This window comes from Bacillus sp. FSL W8-1143, from assembly GCF_037965155.1.
Taxonomy (GTDB): Bacteria; Bacillota; Bacilli; order Bacillales; family Bacillaceae; genus Bacillus; species Bacillus pumilus.
Genome location: NZ_CP150182.1, coordinates 2,553,325 through 2,579,033 on the forward strand (window position 1 = coordinate 2,553,325; position 25,709 = coordinate 2,579,033).

Here is a 25,709-nt window from a genome sequence, read left to right on the forward strand (position 1 = left end):
AACCGGCTGACTTTAGAGCTCTAGCTCACCCATACGCAGAAGCTCGACTACGGCCTGTGAACGACCTTTGACTCCTAGCTTTTGCATGGCATTCGAAATATGATTTCGAACAGTCTTTTCGCTAATAAAAAGCTCGCTTGCAATTTCTTTTGTTGTTTTATCTTGGACGAGCAATTCGAATACTTCTCTTTCTCTTTTGGTTAATAGCGGCTTGGATTGAAACTCTTTCTCCTTCAAGTATTGTAACCCTCCTTGCTAAGGTGAGAGCTCTAGTCTCTATAGAATGGGATTCTGTATAGTCGAGATATCATATGCCGGCTGCCCGAGGTAGGTGACGTTAAAATCGAGAATTCCTGCATATGAGCGTCCATTTTGTACGGTTTTATCCGCACAAAAAAGGACGAGTCTCCTACCCGAGACGTCGTCCTTTTCATACACGTATTTAAAAGATAGAAATGGCTCCTGTTAACAAAGCAATAAGCGTTGTAAAAAGGGCAGTTAACACGGTCCACAGCAATGCGTATTTTTGCAAATCGCCAATATCTTTGTTCAGCATACTGACAAGAAGTAGCGTTGAAGCCACAAGAGGGCTCAGCAGATGAACAGGCTGTCCTATAATAGAGGCGCGTGCAATTTCCACTGGATCAATTCCGTAAGCTGCGCCGGCTTCTGCCAAGATTGGCAGCACCCCGAAATAATAAGCATCATTTGAAAGAACAAATGTAAATGGCATACTCGTTAAAGCCACAATGAGCGGAAAAAACGAACTGTAAGAATCCGGAATTAAGTAAATCACCAAGTTGGCAATCGACTCCACCATTTTTGTCCCCGAAAAGATTCCTGTAAAAATTCCTGCTGCAAACACAAGGGTAATGACCGTTAAGGCATTTCCCGCATGTGATAAGATTCTCTCGCGCTGATCTTCAACCTTTGGATAGTTGATCATGAGAGCGATGACAAATCCAATTAAGAAGAGAACTGGAATCGGTACGATATCTAAAACAAGTGTCGCCATCACTGCAATCGTCAAGAAGAAGTTCACCCAAATGAGATTCGGTCTCTTTATATCTTCTACGCCATCTTCGATTGACGCTGCCAGTTCAGGGGAGATCGAGACCTCTTCTTTGTACTGAATTTCTGCAACCCCAATTCGCTTCCGCTCTTTTTTCCCAAGCACATAAGCAGTAAAAAGGATGAATAGACCGCCAGCTACCATCGTTGGAATTAATGGAATAAAAAATTCAGCTGCATCCAAGCCAAGCGCAGCAATTGCACGAGTAGCTGGACCACCCCACGGGGTCATACCGCTCATAATACCTAATGATAATAATGAAATCGTTCCTAAAATCAACGGGTTCATCCCAATTCTTAAGAAAAGCGGCAGCAAAGCGGATACGGTAATCATGTAAGTTGTCGTCCCATCACCATCTAATGCAACAAGCATAGACAAAATCGCTACCCCAAACGCAATTTTGACAGGATCCCCTTTCACAATACGTAAAATGAGTTTAATCAGTGGATCAAACAGCCCAGCATCCAGCATGACACCGAAGAATAAAATGGCAAATAACAATAAAGCAGCAGATGGCGCAACCGTTTTGAGTCCATCGAGCATCATATCCCCTAACCCACTGTAAAACCCACCAATCAATGCAAAGATGATCGGTACTACGGTTAACGCCACCACCGGATGCATACGTTTTGTCATAATAAGAAATGTAAAAGTCACGACCATTAAAAGCCCTAAAATAGCTAGCACTATATATCCCTCCATCCTCTTCTTTACACGATCAGCAAGCGCCCCTTTGCACTTGTGATCTGAATGTTAGCGCTTTCTATTTCAAGGATATAATAGCTTTTTTCATAATGAAAATATTGATTTTTTCGTATCTTCTATAAATTCTTTTTATAATCAGCCCTGCTGGCTTCTTAAAAATTCGATGAATGCTTTCACAACAGATAAATGAAGGGAGTCAGGCTGGTACATAAGCCATGTATCTCTTAAAACAGGCTGTCCATCTTTATACGAAAGACCTTTTACAAATAGCTCATCACTTGGCCTGAGGCAAATTTCCGGGACAATGGCATAGCCTAAACCGTGCTTGACCATCTCTTTTGATGTATCCTGGCGATCTGTCTCCATCGTCACAAGCGGAGGCATGGCAAACGTTTCCTGCCACCATCTGTTAATCAATCGTTTTAATGAACTATCTGTATGATAGTCAATGAGCGGCAGCTTCGGAAGGTCCTTTAGCTGAATTTCTGATTTTGAAATGATACAAAGCCGCTCTTTATCAAGCAAAAACCGCTCTCCATTCCAGTCGTAATCCCCTCTTAAAATCCCTAAATGAACACTTGATGTGCCTAATAAATCCATGACTTTCGTACTCCAGCCTGTATTCACCATGAATTGAACATGTGGATACTGCTTAGAAAATTCTCTTAAAATTTCTGGGAGCTTATACTGAGCAAAGTTACTTGAGACCCCTAACCGGATTGTCCCTTTGACCTTTTTTTGCATGTTGAGCATGCCATCTTTTGTCTGCTGAAGCTGTTTAAGCATGTCATTTGCGTATGCAGCCAAGTACTCGCCTTCTGACGTAAATTCAATCCCTCGTTTTCTTTTAAAGAAAAGCTTCATATCAAACTCCTCTTCAAGCTGCTTCAACCGATAGCTTAAGGCAGGCTGAGAGACAAATAATTTCTCCGCCGCTTTTGTGATGTTCTTTTCTTCATAGAGCACCTTTAGAAACCGCCAGTCTTTCTCATCCATGGTGTGCCCTCCTTTTTCACTAGTTATAAAAAAATTTTATTGATTCATCTTAAAATAATGTATTTAACTTATTTCTTATTATACTTTACCATTTTGATTAGATAAACAGTTCATTAAAAAATTGAGGGTGAGAGCAATGAGAAAAGTTCCAATCACAATGATGCGAGGCGGTACAAGTAAAGGGGTATTCATTCAAGCAAACAATTCACCATTTGAACACGATGAGCTCGAGGCATTTCTTTTAGACATTATGGGCAGTCCTGACCGGCTGCAGGTCGATGGGATCGGCGGCGGTAATTCTTTAACAAGCAAAGTGGCCATTATTGATAAAGCCACACGCCCGGATGTGGATGTGAACTATACATTTGCACAAGTCAGCATCAATGAGAGATATGTCGACTTTAAAGGAAACTGCGGGAATATCTCATCAGCGGTTGGGCCATACGCCATCATTAAAGGACTTGTGCAAGCGGTTGAGCCCATTACGACTGTACGTATCCTCAATACCAACACCAATAAAGTCATTGTAGCAGAGGTTGAGGTTGAAAATGGCGAAGTGAAATTTGAGGGAGATGTAGAAATTCCAGGTGTAAAAGGGACAGGATCTCCCATCTATCTATCCTTTGAAAAACCTGAAGGCGCTGTGACTGGTAAAACCTTTCCGACAGGGAACCGCATGGATACGATTCAGACAAAATTCGGAGAGATTCCGATCTCGATCGTTGACATCGCAAATCCCATTGCCTTTGTCCGTGCGAAGGATCTTCATTTAAAAGGAACCGAATTACCTGAGGAGTTTACAGACGCATTACTGAATGATTTAGAAGAGATTCGTTCCATCGCTGCTGAAATGTGTCACTTTGCACCAAAAGACATGGCGACATTACAATCACCAGCCGTTCCGAAGCTTGCGATCATTAGCGAGCCTGCTGATTATGTGGATACAACCGGAGTGATGAGACGAGCAGCCGATATGGATATCATCGTACGCATGTTATCGATGCAAAGACCACACCAAGCGCTTGCCATTACCGGTTCTGTCTGCGTGTCAGCCAGCTGTTTTATTGAACAAACACTTCCTGCACAGCTTTATGATGGACAACATGATACGCTTCGAATCGGTCACCCTGCCGGAATTATGCAAACAGACATTGACGTGTCCCAAAATAGAGTCAAAGTCATTCGAACTGCAAGAGAAATTCTAGACGGGGTTGTCTTTACGAAACAAGATTATATTGTGCAGCCTCATATTAAAAGAGAAGCCTAAAGTGCTTAGATTGTTGACAAAGTGCTAAAATGATGTTTATTTTAGCACTTTGTCTTCTTTTCAGCGTGATAGAAAACCTTTGAAGTCTAGGAAGGGCGAGCACTGGCGCGGAGCGAATCGAACATTCGTGAGCACCAGCGCGCAGACCTGACAACGAATGCGAGGGTTTGTCTACACGCTGAGCAGACGAGAACATCGTCTGCTTTTTTTAATGCTGAAGCGGGGCATCAATATCTCCGGCAGAATGAGCTTTGATCTGTCCTTTATCATCTTTTAGCTGAAGATGACCAAAGCGGTTAACGCCGCAGCAAATGCCTTCTTCCCATGTTTGTTTTTCACGATCTAACGAAATGCGAAGCGGCTTGTTTAGACGATATAACCGTTTATTATAAAGGGCAGTGAGTGCTTCAAACCCTTCATTCTGCCAGCGTGTACGGTATTTTTCAAAAGCCGCTGCCAGGTCTTTCACTAGCTGATCAGCTTTCACCTCTGTCAGCTCTGATAAGCAAATGGTTTTGTACGGGACATGCTCCGGCTTCGTCTCTACATTGATGCCAACACCGATATAAATGGCGCTGCGATCTGCTTCAATTAATGTGCCGGATACCTTTGCTTCATTAATGAGGATATCATTCGGCCATTTGATCGCCAGCTGATCGTCCGCTCTTATGAGTGGTTTCAGCACATCATAGATTGCTAGTGCTGTTAGCGGGGCGATCGTTGACTGGGTGGAGAGTTCTTCTGGCGGCATGACTGTCATGGTCACTGCCACATTCCCTAAAGGTGTTTCCCACGGCCTGCCGAGTCTGCCTCTTCCTTCTGTCTGCTGGCATGCATAGACAGCAAATGAGGGCTTTTCTCCTTGCTGCATGAGCCTTTTCGCTTCATTATTTGTACTATCAATGGTGTCATATTGAAAAATCTTCATATGTTCTCCTCTTGTTTCTTCTTGATATGGTGCTTTTATTATAACAAAATGGAGCGTGCACGTTGATGAGGTAGCATGCTACTCTTTTCTCTGCGCCCTAAATGTCTCTTTTTCTTCTTCAGTAAATGGGACAGATGTGCCTGTATCTTTACTAATTTGCACCATGGTGACTGAGCCTGTAAAGCATGGCTCCTGCTGTTCATTTTCTCCTAAATAATGAAGAATGAGTGAGCTTGAGCCGACCTTCTCAGGCTTAACATACACTCGAAGCCTCTCTCCAATCTCTACCTGCTTGATGTAATCACATTGCAGGTTAGCGACGACTGTCATGGTTTCTCGCACACGTTTCATCCGTTTATCAACAATTCCTGTTTTTTGAAAAAAGGCAATGCGCGCCTCTTCAAAATACACAAAAGGGGTAACATTGTTCATGTGGCCAAACATATCCGTTTCTGAAAACCGAACGGTCGTTTCGACATAAAATCGAAAGGATGCCCTCCACTCTTCAAACGGCGCTTCAATATATGACGGCAATCTCACTTGATCATCTCCTTATTTGGAAACAAAACGCCTCTCCCGTATTGGAAGAGGCGTTTGTTTCAATATTGCATCCAGCCTCTTAAACACTCATCATGATTGGCAAAGAGGACTGAATGTGATGTTATTCTGCGTGATCACTTCCGAAGAAGTTACGGAATGCTTGTAAAGTTGTATCTCGGTTAAGTGCAGCAATTGACGTTGTCAGCGGGATTCCTTTCGGACAAGACTGCACACAGTTTTGGGAGTTCCCACAGTTCGCAAGACCACCGTCCCCCATAATTTCTTCTAGACGGTCAGACTTATTCATCGCACCTGTCGGATGTGCGTTAAATAAACGAACTTGCGAAAGCGGTGCAGGTCCCATAAAGGAAGACTTATCATTCACGTTTGGACAAGCTTCAAGGCAGACACCACATGTCATACATTTCGAAAGCTCATAAGCCCATTGACGTTTTTTCTCAGGCATTCTTGGTCCAGGACCAAGGTCATACGTGCCATCGATCGGTACCCATGCTTTCACCTTTTTCAAGGAATTGAACATCCGGCTTCTATCAACCTGCAAATCTCTCACAACCGGGAATGTCTTCATCGGCTGAAGACGAATCGGCTGGTCTAATTGATCAATAAGAGCTGTACATGATTGGCGCGGCTTTCCATTAATGACCATAGAACAAGCTCCGCACACCTCTTCAAGACAGTTCATATCCCAGTTGATCGCCGTTGTTTTTTTCCCTTGTTTATTGACCGGGTTCCGTCTAATTTCCATGAGTGCGGAAATGACGTTCATATTTGGGCGGTAAGGGATTTCGAATTCTTCATCATAAGGCTTTCCATCTGCTGTATCTTGACGTGTGATTATGAATTGAATCGTGTTTTTTTCACTCATCTTATTTCTCCACCTTTTTCTTCGAGTAATCTCGTTTACGAGGTGCAATTAACGATACATCGACGTCCTCATAGTGGAATGCAGGCTTTTGATTTTTTCCTTTGAACGTAGCCATCGTTGTTTTTAGGAACTCTTCATCGTTTCTCTCTGGGAAGTCCGGTTTGTAGTGTGCGCCTCGGCTCTCATTCCGGTTGTAAGCCCCGATCGTAATGACTCTTGCCAGCTGAAGCATGTTGTCAAGCTGACGTGTGAAGGCAGCGCCTTGGTTGCTCCATGAAGCTGTATCGTTGATGTTGATCTGCTTGTAGCGCTCCATTAGTTCTTCGATTTTCTGATCTGTTTTTAAGAGTTTGTCATTGTAACGAACAACTGTGACGTTATCCGTCATCCATTCTCCAAGCTCTTTATGAAGCACGTACGCATTTTCTGTTCCGTCCATGCCGAGGATGTTGTCCCATTTCTCCTGCTCTTTCTTCACGGCGCTGTCAAATGTTGCAGAAGATAGGTCTTCCGCAGACTTTTCAAGACCACTAATGTACTTCACAGCATTTGGTCCAGCGACCATTCCGCCGTAAATGGCTGAAAGCAGTGAGTTTGCACCAAGTCTGTTTCCGCCGTGCATAGAGTAATCACATTCTCCGGCAGCAAATAGACCTTTGATATTCGTCATTTGATCATAGTCAACCCATAATCCGCCCATTGAGTAATGAACAGCAGGGAAAATTTTCATTGGAAGCTTACGCGGGTCATCACCCATGAATTTTTCATAGATTTCAATGATGCCGCCAAGTTTAATATCAAGTTCTTTTGGATCTTTATGAGAAAGATCCAGATATACCATGTTCTCTCCGTTGATGCCAAGCTTTTGCTCGACACATACGTCAAAGATCTCACGTGTTGCGATATCACGCGGTACAAGGTTTCCGTATGCTGGATATTTTTCTTCTAGGAAGTACCAAGGCTTCCCGTCTTTATATGTCCAAACACGTCCGCCTTCACCACGAGCCGATTCACTCATGAGACGAAGCTTGTCATCTCCAGGGATCGCTGTTGGGTGAATTTGAATGAATTCTCCATTTGCGTAATGAGCCCCTTGCTGATAGACGATAGATGCAGCAGATCCAGTGTTAATCATGGAGTTCGTTGATTTTCCGAACACGATTCCAGGACCGCCTGTTGCCATGATCACTGCATCTGAACGGAAGGATTCAATTTCCATTGTTGTTAAGTTCTGCGCGACAATGCCTCGGCATACTTCCTCGTCATCTAACACAGCGCCAAGGAATTCCCAGCCTTCATATTTCGTGACAAGTCCTGCTACTTCATAGCGGCGAACCTGCTCATCAAGTGCATATAATAGCTGCTGGCCTGTTGTAGCTCCAGCAAATGCTGTACGGTGGTGCTGTGTTCCCCCGAAGCGGCGGAAGTCCAATAATCCCTCTGGTGTTCTGTTAAACATCACACCCATCCGATCAAGTAAATGGATAATGGACGGCGCTGCTTCACACATTGCCTTAACTGGCGGCTGGTTGGCTAAGAAGTCTCCGCCATACACCGTGTCGTCAAAATGCTCATAAGGTGAATCCCCTTCACCTTTTGTATTCACCGCTCCGTTGATTCCGCCCTGTGCACATACAGAATGCGAACGTTTTACAGGTACGATTGAAAATAGTTTAACAGCTGTTCCCGCTTCTGCTGCTTTAATAGTTGCCATGAGACCAGCTAAGCCGCCTCCGACAACGATGATGCTAGAATTACTCATTGTAGCCCCTCTCCCTCTTCTACTAATCTATTTCCTCTTAAACAAAAGCGAAAATTGCTCTTAGCCCTACATATGAAAGCGCTATAAATATACCTAATGTCACATATGTGGAGATTCTTTGTGAGCGTGGTGAAACAGTAATTCCCCAGCTGACAGCAAATGACCACAAGCCATTAGCAAAGTGGAAAATAGTAGATAAAACGCCGACAATATAGAAGCCTAGCATAAATGGAGAGCTTAAAATATTCGCCATCATGTCATAGTTCACTTCAGCTCCAAGCTGAGCTTGAATTCGTGTTTCCCATACATGCCAAGTCACAAAAATCAATGTGATGATACCTGAAATCCTTTGCAGTCTGAACAACCAGTTTCTTAAGTAACTGAAGCGAGACGTATTGTTTTGTGCCGTAAAGGCTATGTACACCCCATAAACAGCATGATAGATCAGTGGTAAGAAAATCACGAACAGCTCAAGTGCATATCTGAATGGAAGCTGTTCCATAAAGTGTGCAGCTTTGTTAAACGCCTCTGGTCCATTCGTCGCAAAGTGGTTAATCACTAAGTGCTGAATTAAAAATAGACCGACCGGAATGACGCCAAGCAAAGAATGCAATCTCCGATAAAAAAATTCTTTGTTCCCCGACATTACTTTACCCCCTAGTAAAAAGTGCAATTGCTGAAAATTGTCTTACCCCCGCTTCTTTCAATTGTAAGCACTTTATTCAAATTTATTGACAATTTCATTTTACTCCTATGTCAAAAAAGCGTCAAGAAACCGCGTACATAAATTAAAATTTTCCGAAATTTAAAAGTTTTAAATCAAAATTCGTTTTACTACAATAAGAATTTCTTAGACTTCAGGGAAAACTCTGTCATCATATGCTCACATAAGCTATAATAAATTGTTGAAAGAGGGGAGCCGTACAATGAATAAATTCGAATCTAACTTAGAACAGCTAAAAGAAATTGAAGTCAATGGATTTGCCTACGAGCTGATACGCGAAGTTCTGCTGCCTGATATTTTGGGTCAGGATCATTCATCTATGATGTATTTTGCGGGTAAGCTGCTTGCTCGTAAATTCCCTCAAGAGTCATGGGAGAAAATCCCCGAATTTTTCCATGATGCCGGATGGGGAACTCTCACGATGGTCCATTCGAAAAAACAGGAAATTGAGTTTGAGCTCGAAGGTCCACTTGTATCAAATCGACTTACCTATCAAAAGGAGCCATGCTTTCAGATGGAAGCAGGTTTTATTGCTGAACAAATCCAGCTTCTGAACGAGCACGTGGCTGAATCTTATGAACAAGTGAAAAAGCGTGCTGATAAAGTCATTTTAACCGTTAAATGGGATTTAAGAGACCCTAGCTAACACTCTTTATGAAAGGCGCGGACTTTAGGTCACGCCTTTTTTTTGTTTGCCTTCTTCTATCATAGCATACTTAGTGAATGGGTTTACGTACGTTTTCCTTTCTAGTATGGGGGGTTCGGATATAAAAAAGAGGTGCACTCTTTTAAGAGATACACCTCCCTGCCTGTTTAAGAATGGGCAGCTACCTTTGATAAATCAAACGCATCATGCAGTGCTTCAACTGCTTTGACCATATCGTCACGGCCAACCACTGTTGAGACTTTGATTTCAGACGTACTGACCATTTTCACTTGTATGTCTTTTTCCGCTAACACAGCGAACATTTCAGCAGCTACGCCTGGATTTGAGACCATACCAGATCCAACGATAGATACTTTGGCTAATTTGCTTTCTGTCTCGATCTGTTCGTAGCCAAGTGCTCCTTTATATTCTTCTAACACTTCAACTGTTTTAGACAAATCATCCGTTTTCACAGAGAAAGAGATCGACGTCTGATTGGTGCTTGTGACGGACTGAATGATGATATCCACATTGATATTTTGCTTCGCAAGTGTCGTAAAGATGGTCGACAATGTGGTGAGATCGCTTGAAAGACCGCACACCGTCACGCGTGTAATCTGATCCTCAAATGCAATGCCTCTGACGACTAAATTTTGTTCCATGGATGATTCCTCCTCAATTAACGTACCCGATTCATTTTCAATACTAGAACGGACTTCTAGTGGGACTTGATAATTTTTCGCAAATTCGACAGCTCTCGGATGCAAGACACCAGCTCCTAAATTAGCCAGTTCGAGCATCTCATCGTATGAAATACCTGCAAGCTTCCGCGCGGCCGGTACATAGCGCGGATCTGTCGTAAATACTCCTGGTACATCTGTGTAAATATCACATTTATCCGCTTTTAGTGCGGCAGCAAGTGCTACAGCCGTCGTATCTGATCCACCGCGTCCAAGTGTTGTAATATGCAGGTCATCTGCAATTCCTTGGAAACCTGCCACAACAACGACTTTCCCAGCACTTAATTCCTCTTTTATTCTTGATTCATCGATGTCCACGATTCTTGCGTTACCATGTACTTGCTCTGTTTTCATACCAGCCTGCCAGCCTGTAAAGGAAATTGCATCATAGCCTTTTGCTTGCAGCGCCATCGTTAATAAGGAAATGGTCACTTGCTCTCCAGTTGCGAGCAGCATATCCATTTCTCTTTTGCTCGGATGATCTGTGAGTTCTTCCGCTAGGTCTACTAGAACATCCGTTGATTTACCCATTGCCGACACAACCACAACCACATCATGTCCGGCCTCGCGTTCAGCGATGACCCTTTCTGCAGCATTGCGAATTTTTTCTGTCGACCCAACAGACGTTCCGCCAAATTTTTGTACAATTAGTCCCATGTCTACCACCCTTTTTCAAAAGATCACGTGTGAGAGAAGAGGCAAGAAGCGGCTTTGGAGACTGCCTGCTCACTGCAAATAAAAAAAGCAATGAGAGAACAGATCTCCCATTGCTTTATAATCATCATCAAACGATGCAAACAATGAGATAGCCCTCCAAGAAATACATTCTTGACAGCCCTACATTTCTTCAATGTACAGCCAGCGAATAAAATGAGTGGATTTTATTCACTTCGGCGACGCTCCCCTTTTAGCCCTCTTCCCAGATCCCATCGATCTCTGAAGGCTTACTCTTGAAGTTCGCACCTCTATCTTCAACAAACAACACGTTCATTTATTAAATTTAGTCACAATCTTAACAGACTTTTGGAAAAAGTACAATCTATTTTTTTAAAGCTTCCATTAAAAGCTCGGCCGTTTGTTTCGGGATACCAGCCTCCTGAAAGTCTTGGATAGAGGCTTCTTTCATCTTTTTCACAGAGCCAAAATGTTTAAGAAGCTGTTTTTTACGCTTTTCTCCGATACCTGGCACATCGTCTAAAATAGATTGAAATGCATTTTTTCCGCGCAGCTGCCGGTGAAAGCTAATCGCGAATCGGTGCACTTCATCTTGAATGCGCTGCAATAAATAGAAGGCCTGGCTATTCCGCTCTAGTGCAACAATTTCCAGTGTATCGCCCATCATCAGATTCGACGTCCGGTGCTTTTCATCTTTGACTAGACCTGCTACTGGAACAGACAGATTCAATTCATTTTCAAGCACATCTATCGCTGCATTGATCTGTCCCTTTCCTCCGTCAATTAAAATCAAATCTGGTAGCGGGAGCTCATCCTTTAACACGCGGGTATATCGCCTTCTAATGACTTCACGCATCGATGCATAATCATCTGGACCTGTGACGGTTTTAATTTTGTATTTTCGGTATTCCTTTTTATACGGCTTCCCGTCCTGAAAGACGACCATGGCAGAAACCGGGTCTGCACCTTGAATATTCGAGTTATCAAATGCCTCAATCCGGTAAGGCATATAAATATTTAGTGCATCTCCAAGCTGCTTCACTGCACCAATGGACCGCTCTTCATCACGCTCAATGAGCGAAAATTTTTCTTTTAAGGCGATTTTGGCATTTTGATGGGCAAGTAATAGCAAATCCTTTTTCTTTCCTTTTTTCGGCTGATGAACGTTCGTCTCAAGCAATTGTTCAATCATCTCTTGATCTACGCTATCTGGCACCAAAATTTCCTTCGGCAGAAAGTGGTTGTTCTTTGCATAAAATTGTCCCATAAATGTGAGAAACTCTTCCTCAGGGTCTTGATACATAGGAAACAGGCTGACATCACGTTCAATCAATTTCCCTTGCCTGATGAAGAAGACCTGGACACACATCCAGCCCTTGTCATAGGCATATGCAAAAACATCTCGATCTGATAAATCGCTCATCGTCATTTTCTGCTTTTCCATCGTAGAGTCGATATACGCGATTTGGTCTCTCAGTTCTTTTGCCCGTTCGAACTCTAATTGTTCGGCGGCTTCCTGCATCTTTTCGGTGAGTTCTTTTTTGATTTGCTGGTGTCCTCCGTTTAGAAACCTTATGATTTCGTCCACGAGCTGCTTATTCGTTTCTTCAGAAATGTCATACACACATGGCGCGAGACATTGTCCAAGATGATAATAGAGACAGACACGGTCAGGGAGGGTGCTACATTTTCTGAGAGGATATAAACGGTCGAGCAGCTTTTTCGTTTCTCTTGCTGCTTGAACGTTCGGGTATGGACCGAAATATTTCCCTTTATCCTTCTTCACATTGCGTGTGACGATCAGCTTAGGATGCCGTTCATTCGTAATTTTTATAAAAGGATACGTTTTGTCATCCTTGAGCATGACATTGTATTTTGGGTCGTATTTTTTGATTAAATTCAGCTCTAAAATGAGTGCCTCGATATTAGAAGAGGTGACAATGTATTCAAAGTCCTCAATTTCACTGACAAGCCGCTGCGTTTTGGCGTCATGAGATCCAGTGAAATAAGAGCGTACTCTATTTTTTAAGACCTTTGCCTTCCCCACATAAATGACTGTATTTTGCCGATCTTTCATTAAATAGCAGCCTGGTTGATCTGGCAAGACCGATAGCTTTTCTTTGATCAGTTTGTTCATCTTTTCATCCGTCCTTGTTTTCCTCTTTCACTCCTTCTAGTGTATCACGAACATTTGTTTTATACCATGTTGAAAGAAAAGCGGCTCTCGTCTTTACGAGAACCGCTTTAGTGAGTATGCCGATTGGGCATAGACAGGTTTATAGATGTTTGTTAACAAGCTCAGCAAGTGCTTCTTTTGGTTTGAAACCAACAGAAGTTTCTACCACTTCACCGTCTTTTAAAACAAGAAGTGTTGGGATACTCATCACGCCGTATTTACCAGCAGTTTCTTGGTTATCGTCTACATCAATTTTTACAATTTTCATTTTATCGCCCATTTCTTGATCAAGTTCTTCAAGAACTGGAGCAATCATTTTACAAGGTCCGCACCATGGTGCCCAAAAGTCCGCAATAACAACACCTTCTGCAGTTTCTTGTGAAAATGTTGCGTCAGTAGCTTTTACGATTGCCATTATTCATTCCTCCAATGTAAATTATGCTTTTTAGTATAGCATCTACCAATGTGACTTGCGAATGAAATGCTTACGAATCATTTTTTATGAAATGAATTAAAAAACAAACCGTACAATCGCACCAATGACAACAATTGCACCGATAATCATGAGAATCGTTCTAAGCATATAAATAACTCCCTTTCCGCTTCGTTTACAATGTATGATGCCCCAACATCCTGCTCATCAAACATCTAAATATGCGATCAAGCGAGATCAATCGTAATCATCACCACAGACATTGGCGGCAGCTCTATGCTCAACTCACCGGGTTTTACAGCAAATTGCTGAAACTCTGCTGGCTGGACAGCATGAGGATCATCAAATGTGTTGTGCGCATTCATGCGGTTTGCTGTCAGCACGCGGCCCGTGACTTTCGTTTCTGCATCCACACCTTCAATGGCAAGGGATACTTCGTTTTGTTCATGCGGATTCAGGTGACAGAAGCTAATATGCATCTTATCTGACGAACGCGAAGCTGACACGCTAACCTGAGGTATTTTTTCTCCTCTGCGTTCATAAGGCGTTGACACGAATTCCACTTCAAGTGCTTCTTCCTCTTGATGCACTTGAAACATGTGAAACACATGATACGTAGGTGTCAGAAGCATCTTTTCGTCTTCCGTTAACACCATTGCTTGCAGAACATTGACCGTCTGGGCAATATTCGCCATATGAATCCGCTGGCAATGACGATGAAAGATATGAAAATGAAGGGCACAAACAAGTGCGTCTCTTAGTGTGTTTTGCTGATACAAAAACCCTGGATTTGTTCCTGGTTCTGGGTCATACCATGTCCCCCATTCATCAATGATCATCCCGATTCGCTTGTCTGGATCATAACGATCCATGATCTCTCCATGATCCACGACAAGCCGTTCCATCTCATAGGCTTTTTTCAACGTAATAAACCATTCATCTTCATCAAATTCAGTCGCTGACCCTTTCTTCTCCCACGTACCAGGTACAGTGTAGTAATGCAAACTGAGTCCATCCATCCAAGGTGCGGCGCGCTCCATTAATACTTTTGTCCAATTCACATCATTTGAATTGGCTCCGCACGCAATTTTGTATATGGATTGACCTGCAAACTCTCTCACATACGTTTGATATCGTTTATATAAATCGGCATAGTATTCAGGCGTCATATTCCCGCCACAGCCCCAGCTTTCGTTTCCTACACCAACATAGGTCAAATCCCAAGGTTCTTGTTTTCCATTTTGAATGCGCCAATCAGACATAGGTGTTCCCTTTGGAAAGGTGATGTACTCGACCCAGTCTGCTAATTCTTGAACAGTCCCACTTCCCACATTTCCGCAAATATAAGGCTCACATTCAAGCAGCTCACACAATTTCATAAACTCATGTGTACCAAATTCATTGGATTCAACCGTACCACCCCAATGAGTGTTCACCATCGGCTTTCGTTCGCTGAGATCACCTACACCATTTGCCCAATGATACTCGTCTGCAAAGCAGCCGCCCGGCCACCTAAGCACCGGAATATGTAATGCTTGAAGGGCTTTTAGCACATCCGTACGAATCCCCTCAATATGATCGATCTCTGAATCTTTTCCGACCCAAATCCCATCATAAATCCCTCTTCCTAAATGCTCTTGAAAATGTCCATAGATGTGTTTAGAAATACGTCCGATCACGTCATTCACTTTTACTGTTCCCTTCACTTATCAACCGCTCCTTTGTGTATTGATTACATACAAAAAAACCCAGAATACCTAGGCATTCTGAGTGTATGAGCGTTACGAGTGGATATTCATCTTTTTTAACTCTTCATTCAAAAGCGGTACCACTTCAAACAAGTCACCGACGATTCCGTAATCGGCAATTTTGAAGATCTCAGCTTCTGGGTCTTTGTTAATCGCCACAATGACTTTACTGTTAGACATCCCGGCTAAATGCTGAATCGCTCCTGATATCCCGCACGCAATATAGAGATCAGGTGTGACGACCTTGCCTGTTTGCCCAATTTGCAGGGCATAATCACAGTAGTCTGCGTCACAGGCACCACGCGAGGCACCGACTGCTGCGCCCAGCGTCTCAGCGAGTTCATTCAGCGGTTCAAACCCTTCCTTACTCTTGACCCCGCGTCCCCCGGCGACGATAACTTTTGCTTCAGATAAATCTACACCTTCTGACGTTTTTTTAATGACTTCCTTCACGATCGTTCGCAGGTTCTGAATATCGACAGAAACCGGTGTAATGTCACCGCTTCGTGAGGCATCCCGCTCAAGAGGTGCCACGTTGTTCGGGCGTATGGTGGCCAAAAGCAGACGATCTGTTGAAATCACTTTTTCGAAGGCTTTTCCAGAGTAAATCGGTCTTGTGAAAACAAGATGTTCTCCGGTAACGCTTACATCAATCGCATCTGAAATTAAACCAGTCTGCAAGCGTGCAGCTATTTTCGGCGACAAGTCTTTTCCGATAGACGTATGGCCAAAGAGGACGGCATCTGGGTCAACCTGATCTAATATGGCTTGAAGTGCCTGCGCAAAACCATCTGACGTATAGTATGAAAGGTGCGGATGCTCCACAATCATGACATGATCCGCTCCATAGTATAGCAGTTCATTCGCTTGGTCTTTGACGTCATCCCCTATTAACACGCCAATGACTTCACCGCCATCTGCCACTTGATGAGCGGCAGCAATCGCTTCAAATGTCACATTTCTTAATTTACCGTCACGACTTTCTCCAAGTACAACAACTTTTTTACTCATCTTTCAAGTTCCCCCTTGTTCTCGTGATATCGTAAAGTGGATGTTTAGATGACCTTTGCTTCATTTCTTAATAAATCTGTCAGTTCTTTGACTTGATCCTGAAGCTCACCGTTCAGCACCTTGCCACCCTCTTTTTTCTCCGGTAAGAAACGTTCAATTGTTTTGATTTTATATGGCACATCATCTTCATCCAGATCTAAATCATCTAGTTCCAATTCTTCTAAAGGCTTTTTCTTTGCCTTCATAATGCCTGGTAATGATGGATAGCGAGGCTCGTTGAGACCTTGCTGCGCAGTGACGACAAGCGGGAGCTCAGCAGAAATGACTTCCACATCACCTTCTGCATCTCGTTCAATCGAAGCAGAGCCGCCGTCAATTTGAATACTTGTAATCGTTGTGACATATGAAAACCCAAGTAATTCAGCAAGACGCGGGGCAACCTGTCCAGAGCCACCGTCAATCGCCACATTCCCTGCTAAGATCAAGGAAGCCTCTTTGTCTTTTAAATAATGGTAAAGAATCGTAGAAGCTGAATATTGATCCCACTCTTCTAAGTCGTCTTCCACATTTAATAAAACGGCTTGATCGCAGCCCATAGCAAGCGCTGTTCTCAGCTGCTTTTCCGCATCCTCACTGCCAACTGTCACAACGGTCACTTCTCCCCCGTGCTCGTCGCGAAGCTGGATGGCTTCTTCTATGGCGTACTCGTCATAAGGATTAATAATGAACTCTGCTCCATCTTCTTGAATTGCACCAGACTGAATGGAAATCTTCTCTTCCGTGTCAAACGTACGCTTCATCAAAACAAATATATTCATCCATTTCTCCCCCTTGTTTCGTTTGAATCCTTTATTCCCCTTTAAAATTCGGCTTGCGCTTTTCGATAAAGGCTTGTATGCCTTCTTTGGCGTCATTCGATTGGAAAATCTCACCGAACTTTTTGGCTTCTAGCTTCATACCGCCATCATATGAATACAATTTTGTCGCATTCAATAAATCCAGCACATACTCGAGTGATTTTGGGCTTTTCGTTGCAAATTTTGACGCAAGTATTTTGGCTGCTTCGAGCGCCTCTTCCTCTGTTTCTGCCAGCTTTGAAACAAGTCCGCAGGCAAATGCTTCTTCACCTGTAATCGGTTCAGCTGTACCCATCATTTCCAGCGCTTTAGCAGAACCAACATAGCGCGGCAGGCGCTGCGTACCGCCGAATCCCGGAATGATGCCGAGGTTTAGTTCCGGCAGTCCAAGCTTCGCATCTTTTGTGGCAATTCGGATATCACAAGACATGGCAAGCTCAAGGCCCCCGCCTAATGCCGCTCCGTGAATTGAAGCAATGACCGGTTTTGGACATTGTTCAATCCGTTCAAAGACCTGCTGCCCTCTGTCTGCAAGGCTTGAATAGTCAGACTCTTCCTGTAACGTCGTAAATTCCTTAATATCAGCTCCTGCTGAGAAAAATCTTCCTTCCCCGTGGATCACAATGGCTCTTACTTCTTCATTTTGTTCGAGCTGGTCAAACATGTCATTAAGCTCGGTGAGCAGCTGAGAAGATAAGGCGTTTGCTGGTGGATGCTGAATCGTGATAAGTGCTGTCTGTCCTTCATGATGTAAGGTGAGTATCTTTTCCATGTCAATCATCCTTTTTCAAAATGTCTTTAAGATTGATGTATTCCGTTTAAGAGTAGATCACGTACGTTTTCTGCGAGTGCAGGAAGATCATATTTTTGATCATTCATGACCCATGTTGTAGCGGTTTCATCAATCGTCCCAAATACCATTTGTCTCGCTAAGCGGACATCTAGATTTTGTCTGAATTCTCCTGTTTTCTTTCCTTCTGCTAATATCGACTCGAGCATATTTAAATACCCTTTCAGCACCTCATTGATTTTTTGCCGCAGCTCAAGGTTTGACTGCCTGAGTTCAAGCTGTGTCACAAGAGCCAAATGATGATTTTGCGCAAGCATACGAAAATGCTCCTCAATAAGCAGTAGAAGCTTTTCTTTCGCCGACGGTTTCTTTTGAATATCTGTTTCCATTCGTTCGATGAATTGTCCCATTTTTTCTTTGAACAATGAGATCAAAATATCCTCTTTATTTTTGAAATAAAGATAAATGGTTCCGTCTGCTACCCCTGCTTGTTTCGCAATTTTTGAAACTTGTGATTGGTGATAGCCGTTCTCTGCAATCACCACAACTGCTGCATCAATAATTTGCATGTACTTCGGTCTTTTCTGCTTCAATGTGCTTCGTCCCTTTCTGGATTGAATGAGTATTCATTCATAACTTTATGTTAAAAAGAAACGGGCGATTTGTCAAGTGATCTTCTTCTTTCTTTTCCACCTTTAGCATACCAGAGGAGGCGGTCAACATTCAAATCATCCGGCCGGTGGACCGGATGATGAAGCCGTTATGTTTTCGGTTGATCGGCAGGCGTTTCAGATGAAGAAGCGTGCTTTCTTTTTTCTTCTTCAATTAATACTCTGCGCAAAATCTTCCCGACGGCTGTTTTAGGCAGTGACTCTTTAAATTCATACACGCGCGGTACTTTAAATGAGGCAATTCTCGTCCTGACAAAGCGATCAAGTTCGTCCTCTGTTAAGTAGGCATCCTTTTTCGGTACAATAAATGCTTTCACTGTTTCTCCTCTGTACGGATCTGGAATACCTGCGACGACGACTTCTTGTACAAGCTCATGCTCATAAAGGGCTTCTTCGACTTCTCTTGGGTAAATATTATAGCCGCTCGCAATGATGACATCTTTTTTCCGGTCGACGATATAGAAAAAACCGTCCTCATCCATATACCCTATATCTCCGGTGAAAAACCAGCCATCTCGTAATACAGCCTCTGTCTCCTCTGGCTGATTCCAGTATCCTTTCATGATCTGAGGGCCTTTAACAATGATTTCCCCATGCTCATATGGTTCTTTGAGGCCTCCGGTTTCCTCGCAATAAATACCGGCATCTGTATTAGGCCACGGACAGCCAATGCTGCCTGTTTTGTTCGCTCCCCATAAAAAGTTAGAATGAGTGACGGGTGAGGTTTCTGAAAGTCCGTACCCCTCCACTAAGCGTCCTCCTGTTAATTTTTCAAAGCTTTGTTTGACTTCAACAGGAAGTGCCGCTGAGCCGCTTAGACATGCAGTGATGGACGATAGATCATACTTTTCAATGTTCGGATGATGCAGCAAGGCGATATACATGGTTGGTGCACCTGGAAAGAGCGTCGGCTTCTGTTTTTCAATCGTTTTGAGGGTATCAGCTGCGTCAAATCGCGGAAGTAGAATCATTGAATGCCCTTCTTTGACAGCAAGATTTAAGACGGTCGTCATTCCGTAGACATGAAAAAACGGAATGATGCCGAGGATGCGTTCTTTCCCCCTGGTCGTTTTATACATCCAGGAAGCGCACATTTCAGTATTCGCTAAAATATTTTCATGTGTGAGCATGACGCCTTTTGGTAACCCGGTCGTTCCGCCAGTATATTGCAAAACAGCGATATCCTCTTTCGGATCAAAGGCAAGTGTGGGTATCTGCTGTTCACCTTCCGATTCTTTCATAATCTGCGCGAAGTGATGAATGGTGTCATTTTTCTCCACTTGTATGACCATTTTATTTTTTCTTCTTTGCACAATAGGAAACAGTATGTTTTTCGGGAATGGTAAATAATCTTGTAGTTTGGTGACGATTAAGTGCTCCATACTTGTCAGCGCTTTCATTTTATAAGCCTTTGGATACAACAAATCTAGCGTGATCAGCACTTTGGCGCCGCTGTCTTCTATTTGATATTCCAGTTCTTTCTCCGTATAAAGCGGGTTTGTTTGAACAACGATGCCGCCTGCTATTAAAACAGCATAATAAGAAATGACCGATTGAGGACAGTTCGGCAGCATGATCGCTACTCTGTCGCCTTTTTTCACGCCAATTTTCAGCAGATGACTGGCTAGTTTCAATACGTCTTCTTGCAGCTGTTCATAGGTGATGTTCTTTCCTAGAAAATGAATGGCTGTATGCTCAGGTGCAGCCTCTGCGGAGCTGAATAAGTAAGATTGTAATGTTTCATTTGGGATGGTGAGTTCGTGGGGAATTTGATTCGGGTAATGCAGAAGCCAACGTTTATCTGACTGCATAAAAACCCTCCTTCCTGAACTTTCGTACTATTATATTATAGCAAACTTTTCCTTAGGGCAGTTTGCTTTTTTCTAATAGGGCTTGGTTCAATTGCACATGTTTACTTTTTCGCCGGTGTTTCGATAGAAGCTCTTTTTCCTTCATGATGCCACTGTTCATATAATCCACCGATTGCACGAAATGAGTCGTTGACTCTTTCTACGATCTGTTGATGGATACTAGGGTCATTCGGTAAATGCGTCTGGATGTTGTCGACTTGATACTTCCTCATCATGTCGATGTAAACCGTGAGAAAAATCGTGTCTTCTAAAATCCAGTAAATGACTTCATCCGCCACTTTTGTTCTTTTATGCAGCATTTGAATGCCTCGTTCATATTGAATGAGGATATAACCAATCGAATCGATTTGAATATAGGGACTCAAATCATCAAAAAATCCTGACGTTTGAAACGGACGTGCAATATACGGTTTGTATATGTCTCTTGGAAGGGATGTCATTTGAAGACAAGTATCAATGCGCTTGATCAGTTCGTCTTTTTGCAGAATGTGCTTCATGTCATTCGCCGCCTTTGATGAGATAAAAGCTGCCAAGGGATTCCCTGACAGCTTTCTAACGCCTGTTTTTTTCATTTCACAGGAACAGATAAACGGCACCAATGACCGCAAAAGTGCAGGCAACTACGATTAATACTTTTGCTAGCTTTTCCATGTCGTCTCCTTAAATGCCGGCTGCTACTACGTAAGACAGCCCAACTGAAATGATGAGTGAAATAAACCCGACCGCTCTATTATCATTTTCAATCTCTTTGTCTACTTTAAAACGTGGTGTTAAAAATTCAAAAATGAAATAGCTGACAAGCAGCATCACAAAGCCGTATACGCCCCATCCAATCATTTGAAGAAGGGAATTGTGCTGAGCGATTGAATGCTGAAACACATTCGCAATCCCAAAGATTTTCCCGCCTGTTGCCATGGCAACGGCTAAGTTCCCCCGCTGAATCTCTTCCCAATTCTTATAGGAGGTGACGAGTTCAAAAATGGTTAGAAATAAGACGAGACACAGGACGGCCACGCTATAATAGGCGGCAATTTCCACAAGTTCATTTTCCCAAAAGGCTTTCATGCGTTTTCTCCTTTTTACTTTAATTCGACGATGGTGACGCCTGATCCTCCCTCACCTTGTTCGCCAAAACGAGCATTTTTCACACTTCGATGCTGTTTCAGTAATTCCTGAACCCCTTTTCTAAGGGCGCCAGTTCCTTTACCGTGAATAATAGACACGCGCGGATAACCAGCTAATACAGCATCATCTAAATATTTTTCGACTCTGCTTAAGGCATTTTCATAACGCTCGCCTCTTAAATCGAGTTCCAGCGAGACATGATAATCTTTCCCTTTGACTGCCGTGATGGCTTTTTCTTGCTTAAATTCAGGTGCTGATTTGATAAATTCCATGTCTTTTTCTTTTACCTTCATTTTCAGAATGCCCATTTGGACACTCCATTCTTTGTCGCCTGTTTGTTCAAGCAGCGTTCCTTTTTGCCCGAAGGTAAGCACTTTGACTTCGTCGCCTGACTTCAGCTGTCTTACTGCTTTTTTCGCTGGCTCTGGCTTCTTTTTCCTGTCAAACTCAGGAACAGCTTCTTCAAGACGCTTTCGCGCATCGATGAGTTCATGCTCTTTGAATGAGCGGTGCTCACTTTTTAACGACCGGAGCTCTTGAATGATATCTTCTGCTTCTTTTGATGCTTGTTCAATTTTCTCTTTCGCTTTCTGTTCAGCTTCTTCAAGCAGTTTGTCCTTTTGCTCATTCCATTCAAGAATTTGTCTTTGCAATTCTTTATGAAGCTTTTCTGCTTCTTTTCTATAGACTTCTGTCTCATGCAGTTCTTCTTCTGCTTGTTTCTTGCTATCTTCTAATGAAGCAATCATTTGGTCTACTTCATTATGCTCTGCATGCATATCTGCTTTTGCCCGGTCTATAAGGTGATCTGGCAAACCAAGACGCTTTGAAATTTCAAATGCGTTACTTCGTCCAGGCACACCGATGAGCAGGCGGTACGTTGGAGATAAGGTTTCAATATCAAACTCCACGCTTGCATTTGTGACGCCTTCCCGGTTATACCCATATGCCTTCAGCTCGGGGTAATGAGTCGTTGCGATGACACGTGCATTCGTTTGATGCACTTCATCTAATATGCTCATCGCAAGTGCCGCACCTTCAGCTGGGTCTGTTCCTGCCCCTAATTCATCAAATAAGACGAGAGAATTAGAAGTCAAATGCTTTAAGATATCGACAATATTGACCATATGAGATGAGAACGTACTCAAGCTTTGTTCAATGGATTGTTCGTCTCCAATATCAGCAAAGACTTGGTCGAACACAGCCACTTCAGAGCCTTCTTCAACTGGAATATGGAGGCCCGCCTGTGTCATCAGCGTCAGAAGACCTAGCGTTTTTAAAGTAACGGTCTTTCCCCCTGTATTTGGTCCAGTGATCACGATCGTTGAAAAATCTTTACCGAGCTCAATATCATTTGCAACAACTTGATCCCGGGGCAATAGAGGATGTCTTGCTCGTTTTAAATAGATTTCTCCTTGATCATTCACAGCAGGTTTTGTGGCTTTTTCTGTCTTTGCATATTTAGCTTTAGCAAAAATAAAATCTAGCGTCTGCAGTTCCTTTACATTGTGAAGCAGTTCCCCAATGTGCTCTGACACGCTCTCTGTCAGCATTTGCAGGATCTTTTCAACCTCTTGCTTCTCTTTTAAACGGGTTTGCTGCAAGGTGTTATTTACATCCACGACCACTTGCGGCTCAATAAAAAGGGTCGCCCCTGATGAAGACTGGTCATGAACAATTCCGCCGTAATTCGAGCGGTACTCTTGTTTCACAGGAATAACAAACCGGTCATTACGAATGGTGACAATTGTGTCTGACAGCATTTTCGAAGCCGATTGTGAACGAATCATCGATTCTAATTTATCGCGGACCTTTGATTCTAGTGAGCGTAATTGAATACGCAATGAACGAAGTGCAGGAGTTGCATGATCAAGCACTTCTCCATTATCACCAATACAGCTTTCGATTTCTTTTCTGATTTCAGGCAGTAATATCAGCGTCTCAGCATATGTATGAAGGCGCGGTATATCTACTCCATCTTCATACATGGACGTGAGAAAGTGCTTCATATTTTTCACCGCATATAATAGCCCTGCGATTTCCATCAGCTCAGAAGGGCTTAATGTACTGCCGATTTCTGCCCTTTTCACTGCGCGTCTAATATCTGTTAACCCGCCAAATGGCGCAGATCCCTTTAAACGGATCACATCTTGCGCTTCTTCTACCTCTTCCAGCAAATGCTGAATGGTTTCTATATCCGTCAGAGGTGTTAAATCCTGCGCTCTTTCTTTTCCTAATGTGGATGCGGTATAGGACATCACTTTTTCTTTTACTTTATGAAATTCTAATGATGCTAACACTTTTTGTTGCAGCATGGTCCAGCCTCCTAACGACTACCTGTCACGCGTTAAAAACTTTTTGATCTCGTTTAGAGTAAAAGTATTCACGACATTTGCTTTTGGTGTCCAGCCCTTTCTTGCAGCTGTTACACCGACTTCCATATGTTCCAGCATGGCGATGTTGTGCGCATCTGTATTGATCATGATGTGCACACCCGCTTCATTTGCTTTGATTAAATGCTCTGTTTTTAAATCAAGTCTTGACGGATTGCTGTTGAGCTCAAGTGCAGTGCCCGTTTTCTTCGCAAGCTCTATGAGTTGATCTATATTTAAGGCATAGCCATCCCGTCTGCCGATCAAACGGCCTGTTGGATGTGCAATTAAATCGACATGCTGATTACGCAAGGCATTTTCAAGGCGTTCCATAATGACTTCTTCCGGCTGAGAGAAGCTAGAATGAATAGACGCAATGACAAAATCCATGTCTTTTAAAAAGTCATCATCATAATCTAACGATCCATCCGGCAGGATATCCATTTCGACCCCTTTGAAAATGTGAAAATGCTCGAATTCCTGATTAAGCTTGTCAATTTCTTTTGCTTGCAGACGCAAACGTTCTTTTGTTAAGCCGTTGGCTACTTTTAAATATTGCGAGTGATCTGTAATCGCCATGTATTCATAGCCTTTTGCGATACATGCTTCCGCCATTTCACGAATAGAGAAGGCTCCGTCACTCCATGTCGAGTGCATATGTAGGTCGCCTTTGATATCTTTCAGTTCTACAAACTGCATACTTTCTTTATACGTATCAATCTCCGCTCCGGTTTCACGAATTTCTGGCGGAATGAGCGGAAGTTGAAAATGTGCATAAAAAGCGCTCTCGTCTTCAAACGTTTTTACTTCTCCAGTTTCAATTGTTTCCACACCATATTCGCTAATGCGCTCTCCGCGTTCCTTCGCAAGCTGACGCATTCGAATATTGTGATCTTTTGAGCCAGTGAAATGGTGCAGTGTAGTTGCGAATTGGTCTACTGTCACAAGCCGGAAGTCGACACTGATCTCAAAATCAAGGGCAAGCACAACAGATACCTTCGTATCACCGCTTGCGATGACATCTTTCACATCATCAAGTGCAACGAGCTGCTCTCTGACTTGCTCAGGATTGTCTGTTGCAATGATATAATCTAAATCTTTGACGGTTTCGCGTGCACGTCTTAAACTGCCGGCTCTTGAAAAACGGATGATACCTTTCATCTCTTCAAGCGCATAATCAATCCGCTCTGCCACATCTAATGCAAAGCCAATTGGCAGTCGTTCCGGCTGCTTTCCTGCTTCCTCAAGAGCTGCGAGAATCTTTTCTTCTGTTTTTTTGCCGAAGCCAGCAAGCGCTTGTACCTTTTCCGCTTCGCATGCTTCTTTTAGAGACTGTGCATCATGGACGCCAAGCTCTTGGTAAAGCTTAGCGATCTTTTTGCCGCCGAGTCCTGGCAATTTCAAAAGCGGGACAAGTCCTTCAGGCACTTCCTTTTTTAATTGTTCGAGTGTTTCTGATTGTCCTTTTTCGATATACTCAGTGATCACAGCAAAGGTTCCTTTTCCAATGCCGGGTAATGCTAGTAGATCATCTATTTGAGAAAGGCTGCGGTCATCTTGCTCCAGTGCCGCTGCTGCTTTACGAAAGGCAGAAATCTTAAAAGGATTATCTCCTTTTAGCTCCATATATACTGCAATTGTTTCAAGAAGTTTGATAATATCTTTTTTATTCATCTCTCATCCTCCAGCCGCTTTGGCATCTTCCTTTATAAAT

Annotated in this window: 23 protein-coding genes and 1 riboswitch; of the genes, 2 read left to right on the forward strand and 21 right to left on the reverse strand. The window is 43.1% G+C overall.

The window, feature by feature from the left end:
* Positions 1–12: 12 nt before the first annotated feature.
* From gerE to NSQ36_RS13045, 3 genes are all read right to left on the reverse strand, one after another.
* Entirely contained in the window at positions 13–237 is a 225-nt protein-coding gene (gerE, locus tag NSQ36_RS13035; RefSeq protein WP_003184172.1) for a spore germination transcription factor GerE, read from the reverse strand.
* A gap of 205 nt (positions 238–442) precedes the next feature.
* Positions 443–1,759 carry a citrate:proton symporter gene (locus NSQ36_RS13040; RefSeq protein ID WP_113387207.1) on the reverse strand — a complete coding sequence of 439 codons (1,317 nt, stop codon included), beginning with the start codon at positions 1,757–1,759 and terminating at the stop codon, positions 443–445.
* Positions 1,760–1,912: 153 nt separating this feature from the next.
* The gene (locus tag NSQ36_RS13045; protein WP_113387208.1) at positions 1,913–2,773 is read right to left on the reverse strand and encodes a LysR family transcriptional regulator; all 861 of its coding nucleotides are present in this window, start codon (positions 2,771–2,773) and stop codon (positions 1,913–1,915) included.
* A 136-nt stretch (positions 2,774–2,909) separates the two neighbouring features.
* Between NSQ36_RS13045 and NSQ36_RS13050 the strand changes: the two genes are divergently transcribed.
* Positions 2,910–4,040 carry a PrpF domain-containing protein gene (locus tag NSQ36_RS13050; RefSeq protein ID WP_335353045.1) on the forward strand — a complete coding sequence of 377 codons (1,131 nt, stop codon included), beginning with the start codon at positions 2,910–2,912 and terminating at the stop codon, positions 4,038–4,040.
* Between the two features lie 208 nt (positions 4,041–4,248).
* On the opposite strand, the gene NSQ36_RS13055 is transcribed toward NSQ36_RS13050, so the two are convergent.
* The 5 genes from NSQ36_RS13055 to NSQ36_RS13075 form a co-directional block, all read right to left on the reverse strand.
* On the reverse strand, positions 4,249–4,968 hold the full coding sequence (locus tag NSQ36_RS13055; RefSeq protein ID WP_113387210.1) for a biotin--[acetyl-CoA-carboxylase] ligase: 720 nt from the start codon (positions 4,966–4,968) through the stop codon (positions 4,249–4,251).
* 78 nt (positions 4,969–5,046) lie between these two features.
* The gene (locus NSQ36_RS13060) at positions 5,047–5,508 is read right to left on the reverse strand and encodes a thioesterase family protein (RefSeq protein ID WP_106029055.1); all 462 of its coding nucleotides are present in this window, start codon (positions 5,506–5,508) and stop codon (positions 5,047–5,049) included.
* A gap of 121 nt (positions 5,509–5,629) precedes the next feature.
* Positions 5,630–6,394 (reverse strand): succinate dehydrogenase iron-sulfur subunit, encoded by a 765-nt coding sequence (gene sdhB, locus NSQ36_RS13065; protein WP_050943616.1) that lies wholly within the window; start codon positions 6,392–6,394, stop codon positions 5,630–5,632.
* A 1-nt stretch (position 6,395) separates the two neighbouring features.
* Positions 6,396–8,156 carry a succinate dehydrogenase flavoprotein subunit gene (gene sdhA / locus NSQ36_RS13070; protein WP_003216403.1) on the reverse strand — a complete coding sequence of 587 codons (1,761 nt, stop codon included), beginning with the start codon at positions 8,154–8,156 and terminating at the stop codon, positions 6,396–6,398.
* A 37-nt stretch (positions 8,157–8,193) separates the two neighbouring features.
* Positions 8,194–8,802, reverse strand: coding sequence for a succinate dehydrogenase cytochrome b558 subunit (locus NSQ36_RS13075; RefSeq protein ID WP_106032633.1), 609 nt, complete (start codon positions 8,800–8,802; stop codon positions 8,194–8,196).
* A 280-nt stretch (positions 8,803–9,082) separates the two neighbouring features.
* On the opposite strand from NSQ36_RS13075, the gene NSQ36_RS13080 reads away from it, so the two are divergent.
* Complete coding sequence (locus NSQ36_RS13080; RefSeq protein WP_003216293.1) at positions 9,083–9,526, forward strand: YslB family protein; 444 nt, start codon at positions 9,083–9,085, stop codon at positions 9,524–9,526.
* A gap of 167 nt (positions 9,527–9,693) precedes the next feature.
* Here NSQ36_RS13080 and NSQ36_RS13085 read toward each other — a convergent pair whose 3' ends face one another.
* From NSQ36_RS13085 to polX, 13 genes are all read right to left on the reverse strand, one after another.
* Positions 9,694–10,923: an aspartate kinase gene (locus NSQ36_RS13085; protein WP_251190235.1), complete on the reverse strand. Its 1,230-nt coding sequence runs from the start codon at positions 10,921–10,923 to the stop codon at positions 9,694–9,696.
* A gap of 141 nt (positions 10,924–11,064) precedes the next feature.
* A riboswitch (Lysine riboswitch) is annotated at positions 11,065–11,242 on the reverse strand.
* A 63-nt stretch (positions 11,243–11,305) separates the two neighbouring features.
* The gene (gene uvrC / locus NSQ36_RS13090; RefSeq protein ID WP_050943614.1) at positions 11,306–13,078 is read right to left on the reverse strand and encodes an excinuclease ABC subunit UvrC; all 1,773 of its coding nucleotides are present in this window, start codon (positions 13,076–13,078) and stop codon (positions 11,306–11,308) included.
* A gap of 139 nt (positions 13,079–13,217) precedes the next feature.
* Positions 13,218–13,532 carry a thioredoxin gene (trxA, locus tag NSQ36_RS13095; RefSeq protein ID WP_003216330.1) on the reverse strand — a complete coding sequence of 105 codons (315 nt, stop codon included), beginning with the start codon at positions 13,530–13,532 and terminating at the stop codon, positions 13,218–13,220.
* Positions 13,533–13,777: 245 nt separating this feature from the next.
* The gene (locus NSQ36_RS13100) at positions 13,778–15,256 is read right to left on the reverse strand and encodes an alpha-N-arabinofuranosidase (protein WP_113387212.1); all 1,479 of its coding nucleotides are present in this window, start codon (positions 15,254–15,256) and stop codon (positions 13,778–13,780) included.
* A 75-nt stretch (positions 15,257–15,331) separates the two neighbouring features.
* Positions 15,332–16,309, reverse strand: coding sequence for an electron transfer flavoprotein subunit alpha/FixB family protein (locus NSQ36_RS13105; protein WP_003216494.1), 978 nt, complete (start codon positions 16,307–16,309; stop codon positions 15,332–15,334).
* A 44-nt stretch (positions 16,310–16,353) separates the two neighbouring features.
* Entirely contained in the window at positions 16,354–17,127 is a 774-nt protein-coding gene (locus NSQ36_RS13110; RefSeq protein WP_226803813.1) for an electron transfer flavoprotein subunit beta/FixA family protein, read from the reverse strand.
* 31 nt (positions 17,128–17,158) lie between these two features.
* Positions 17,159–17,938, reverse strand: a complete 780-nt coding sequence (locus NSQ36_RS13115) for an enoyl-CoA hydratase (RefSeq protein WP_106029050.1) — start codon at positions 17,936–17,938, stop codon at positions 17,159–17,161.
* Positions 17,939–17,964: 26 nt separating this feature from the next.
* Positions 17,965–18,549, reverse strand: a complete 585-nt coding sequence (locus NSQ36_RS13120; RefSeq protein ID WP_003216590.1) for a TetR/AcrR family transcriptional regulator — start codon at positions 18,547–18,549, stop codon at positions 17,965–17,967.
* 167 nt (positions 18,550–18,716) lie between these two features.
* The gene (locus NSQ36_RS13125) at positions 18,717–20,438 is read right to left on the reverse strand and encodes an AMP-binding protein (protein ID WP_251190233.1); all 1,722 of its coding nucleotides are present in this window, start codon (positions 20,436–20,438) and stop codon (positions 18,717–18,719) included.
* Between the two features lie 101 nt (positions 20,439–20,539).
* Positions 20,540–20,995 carry an immunity 63 family protein gene (locus NSQ36_RS13130; protein ID WP_251190232.1) on the reverse strand — a complete coding sequence of 152 codons (456 nt, stop codon included), beginning with the start codon at positions 20,993–20,995 and terminating at the stop codon, positions 20,540–20,542.
* A 163-nt stretch (positions 20,996–21,158) separates the two neighbouring features.
* Positions 21,159–21,563, reverse strand: a complete 405-nt coding sequence (locus NSQ36_RS13135) for a DUF350 domain-containing protein (protein ID WP_008345990.1) — start codon at positions 21,561–21,563, stop codon at positions 21,159–21,161.
* A gap of 14 nt (positions 21,564–21,577) precedes the next feature.
* Entirely contained in the window at positions 21,578–23,935 is a 2,358-nt protein-coding gene (locus NSQ36_RS13140) for an endonuclease MutS2 (protein ID WP_251190519.1), read from the reverse strand.
* A 21-nt stretch (positions 23,936–23,956) separates the two neighbouring features.
* A complete protein-coding gene (gene polX / locus NSQ36_RS13145; protein ID WP_137055302.1) occupies positions 23,957–25,669 on the reverse strand; it encodes a DNA polymerase/3'-5' exonuclease PolX in 1,713 nt (570 codons plus the stop codon).
* Between the last annotated feature and the right edge of the window lie 40 nt (positions 25,670–25,709).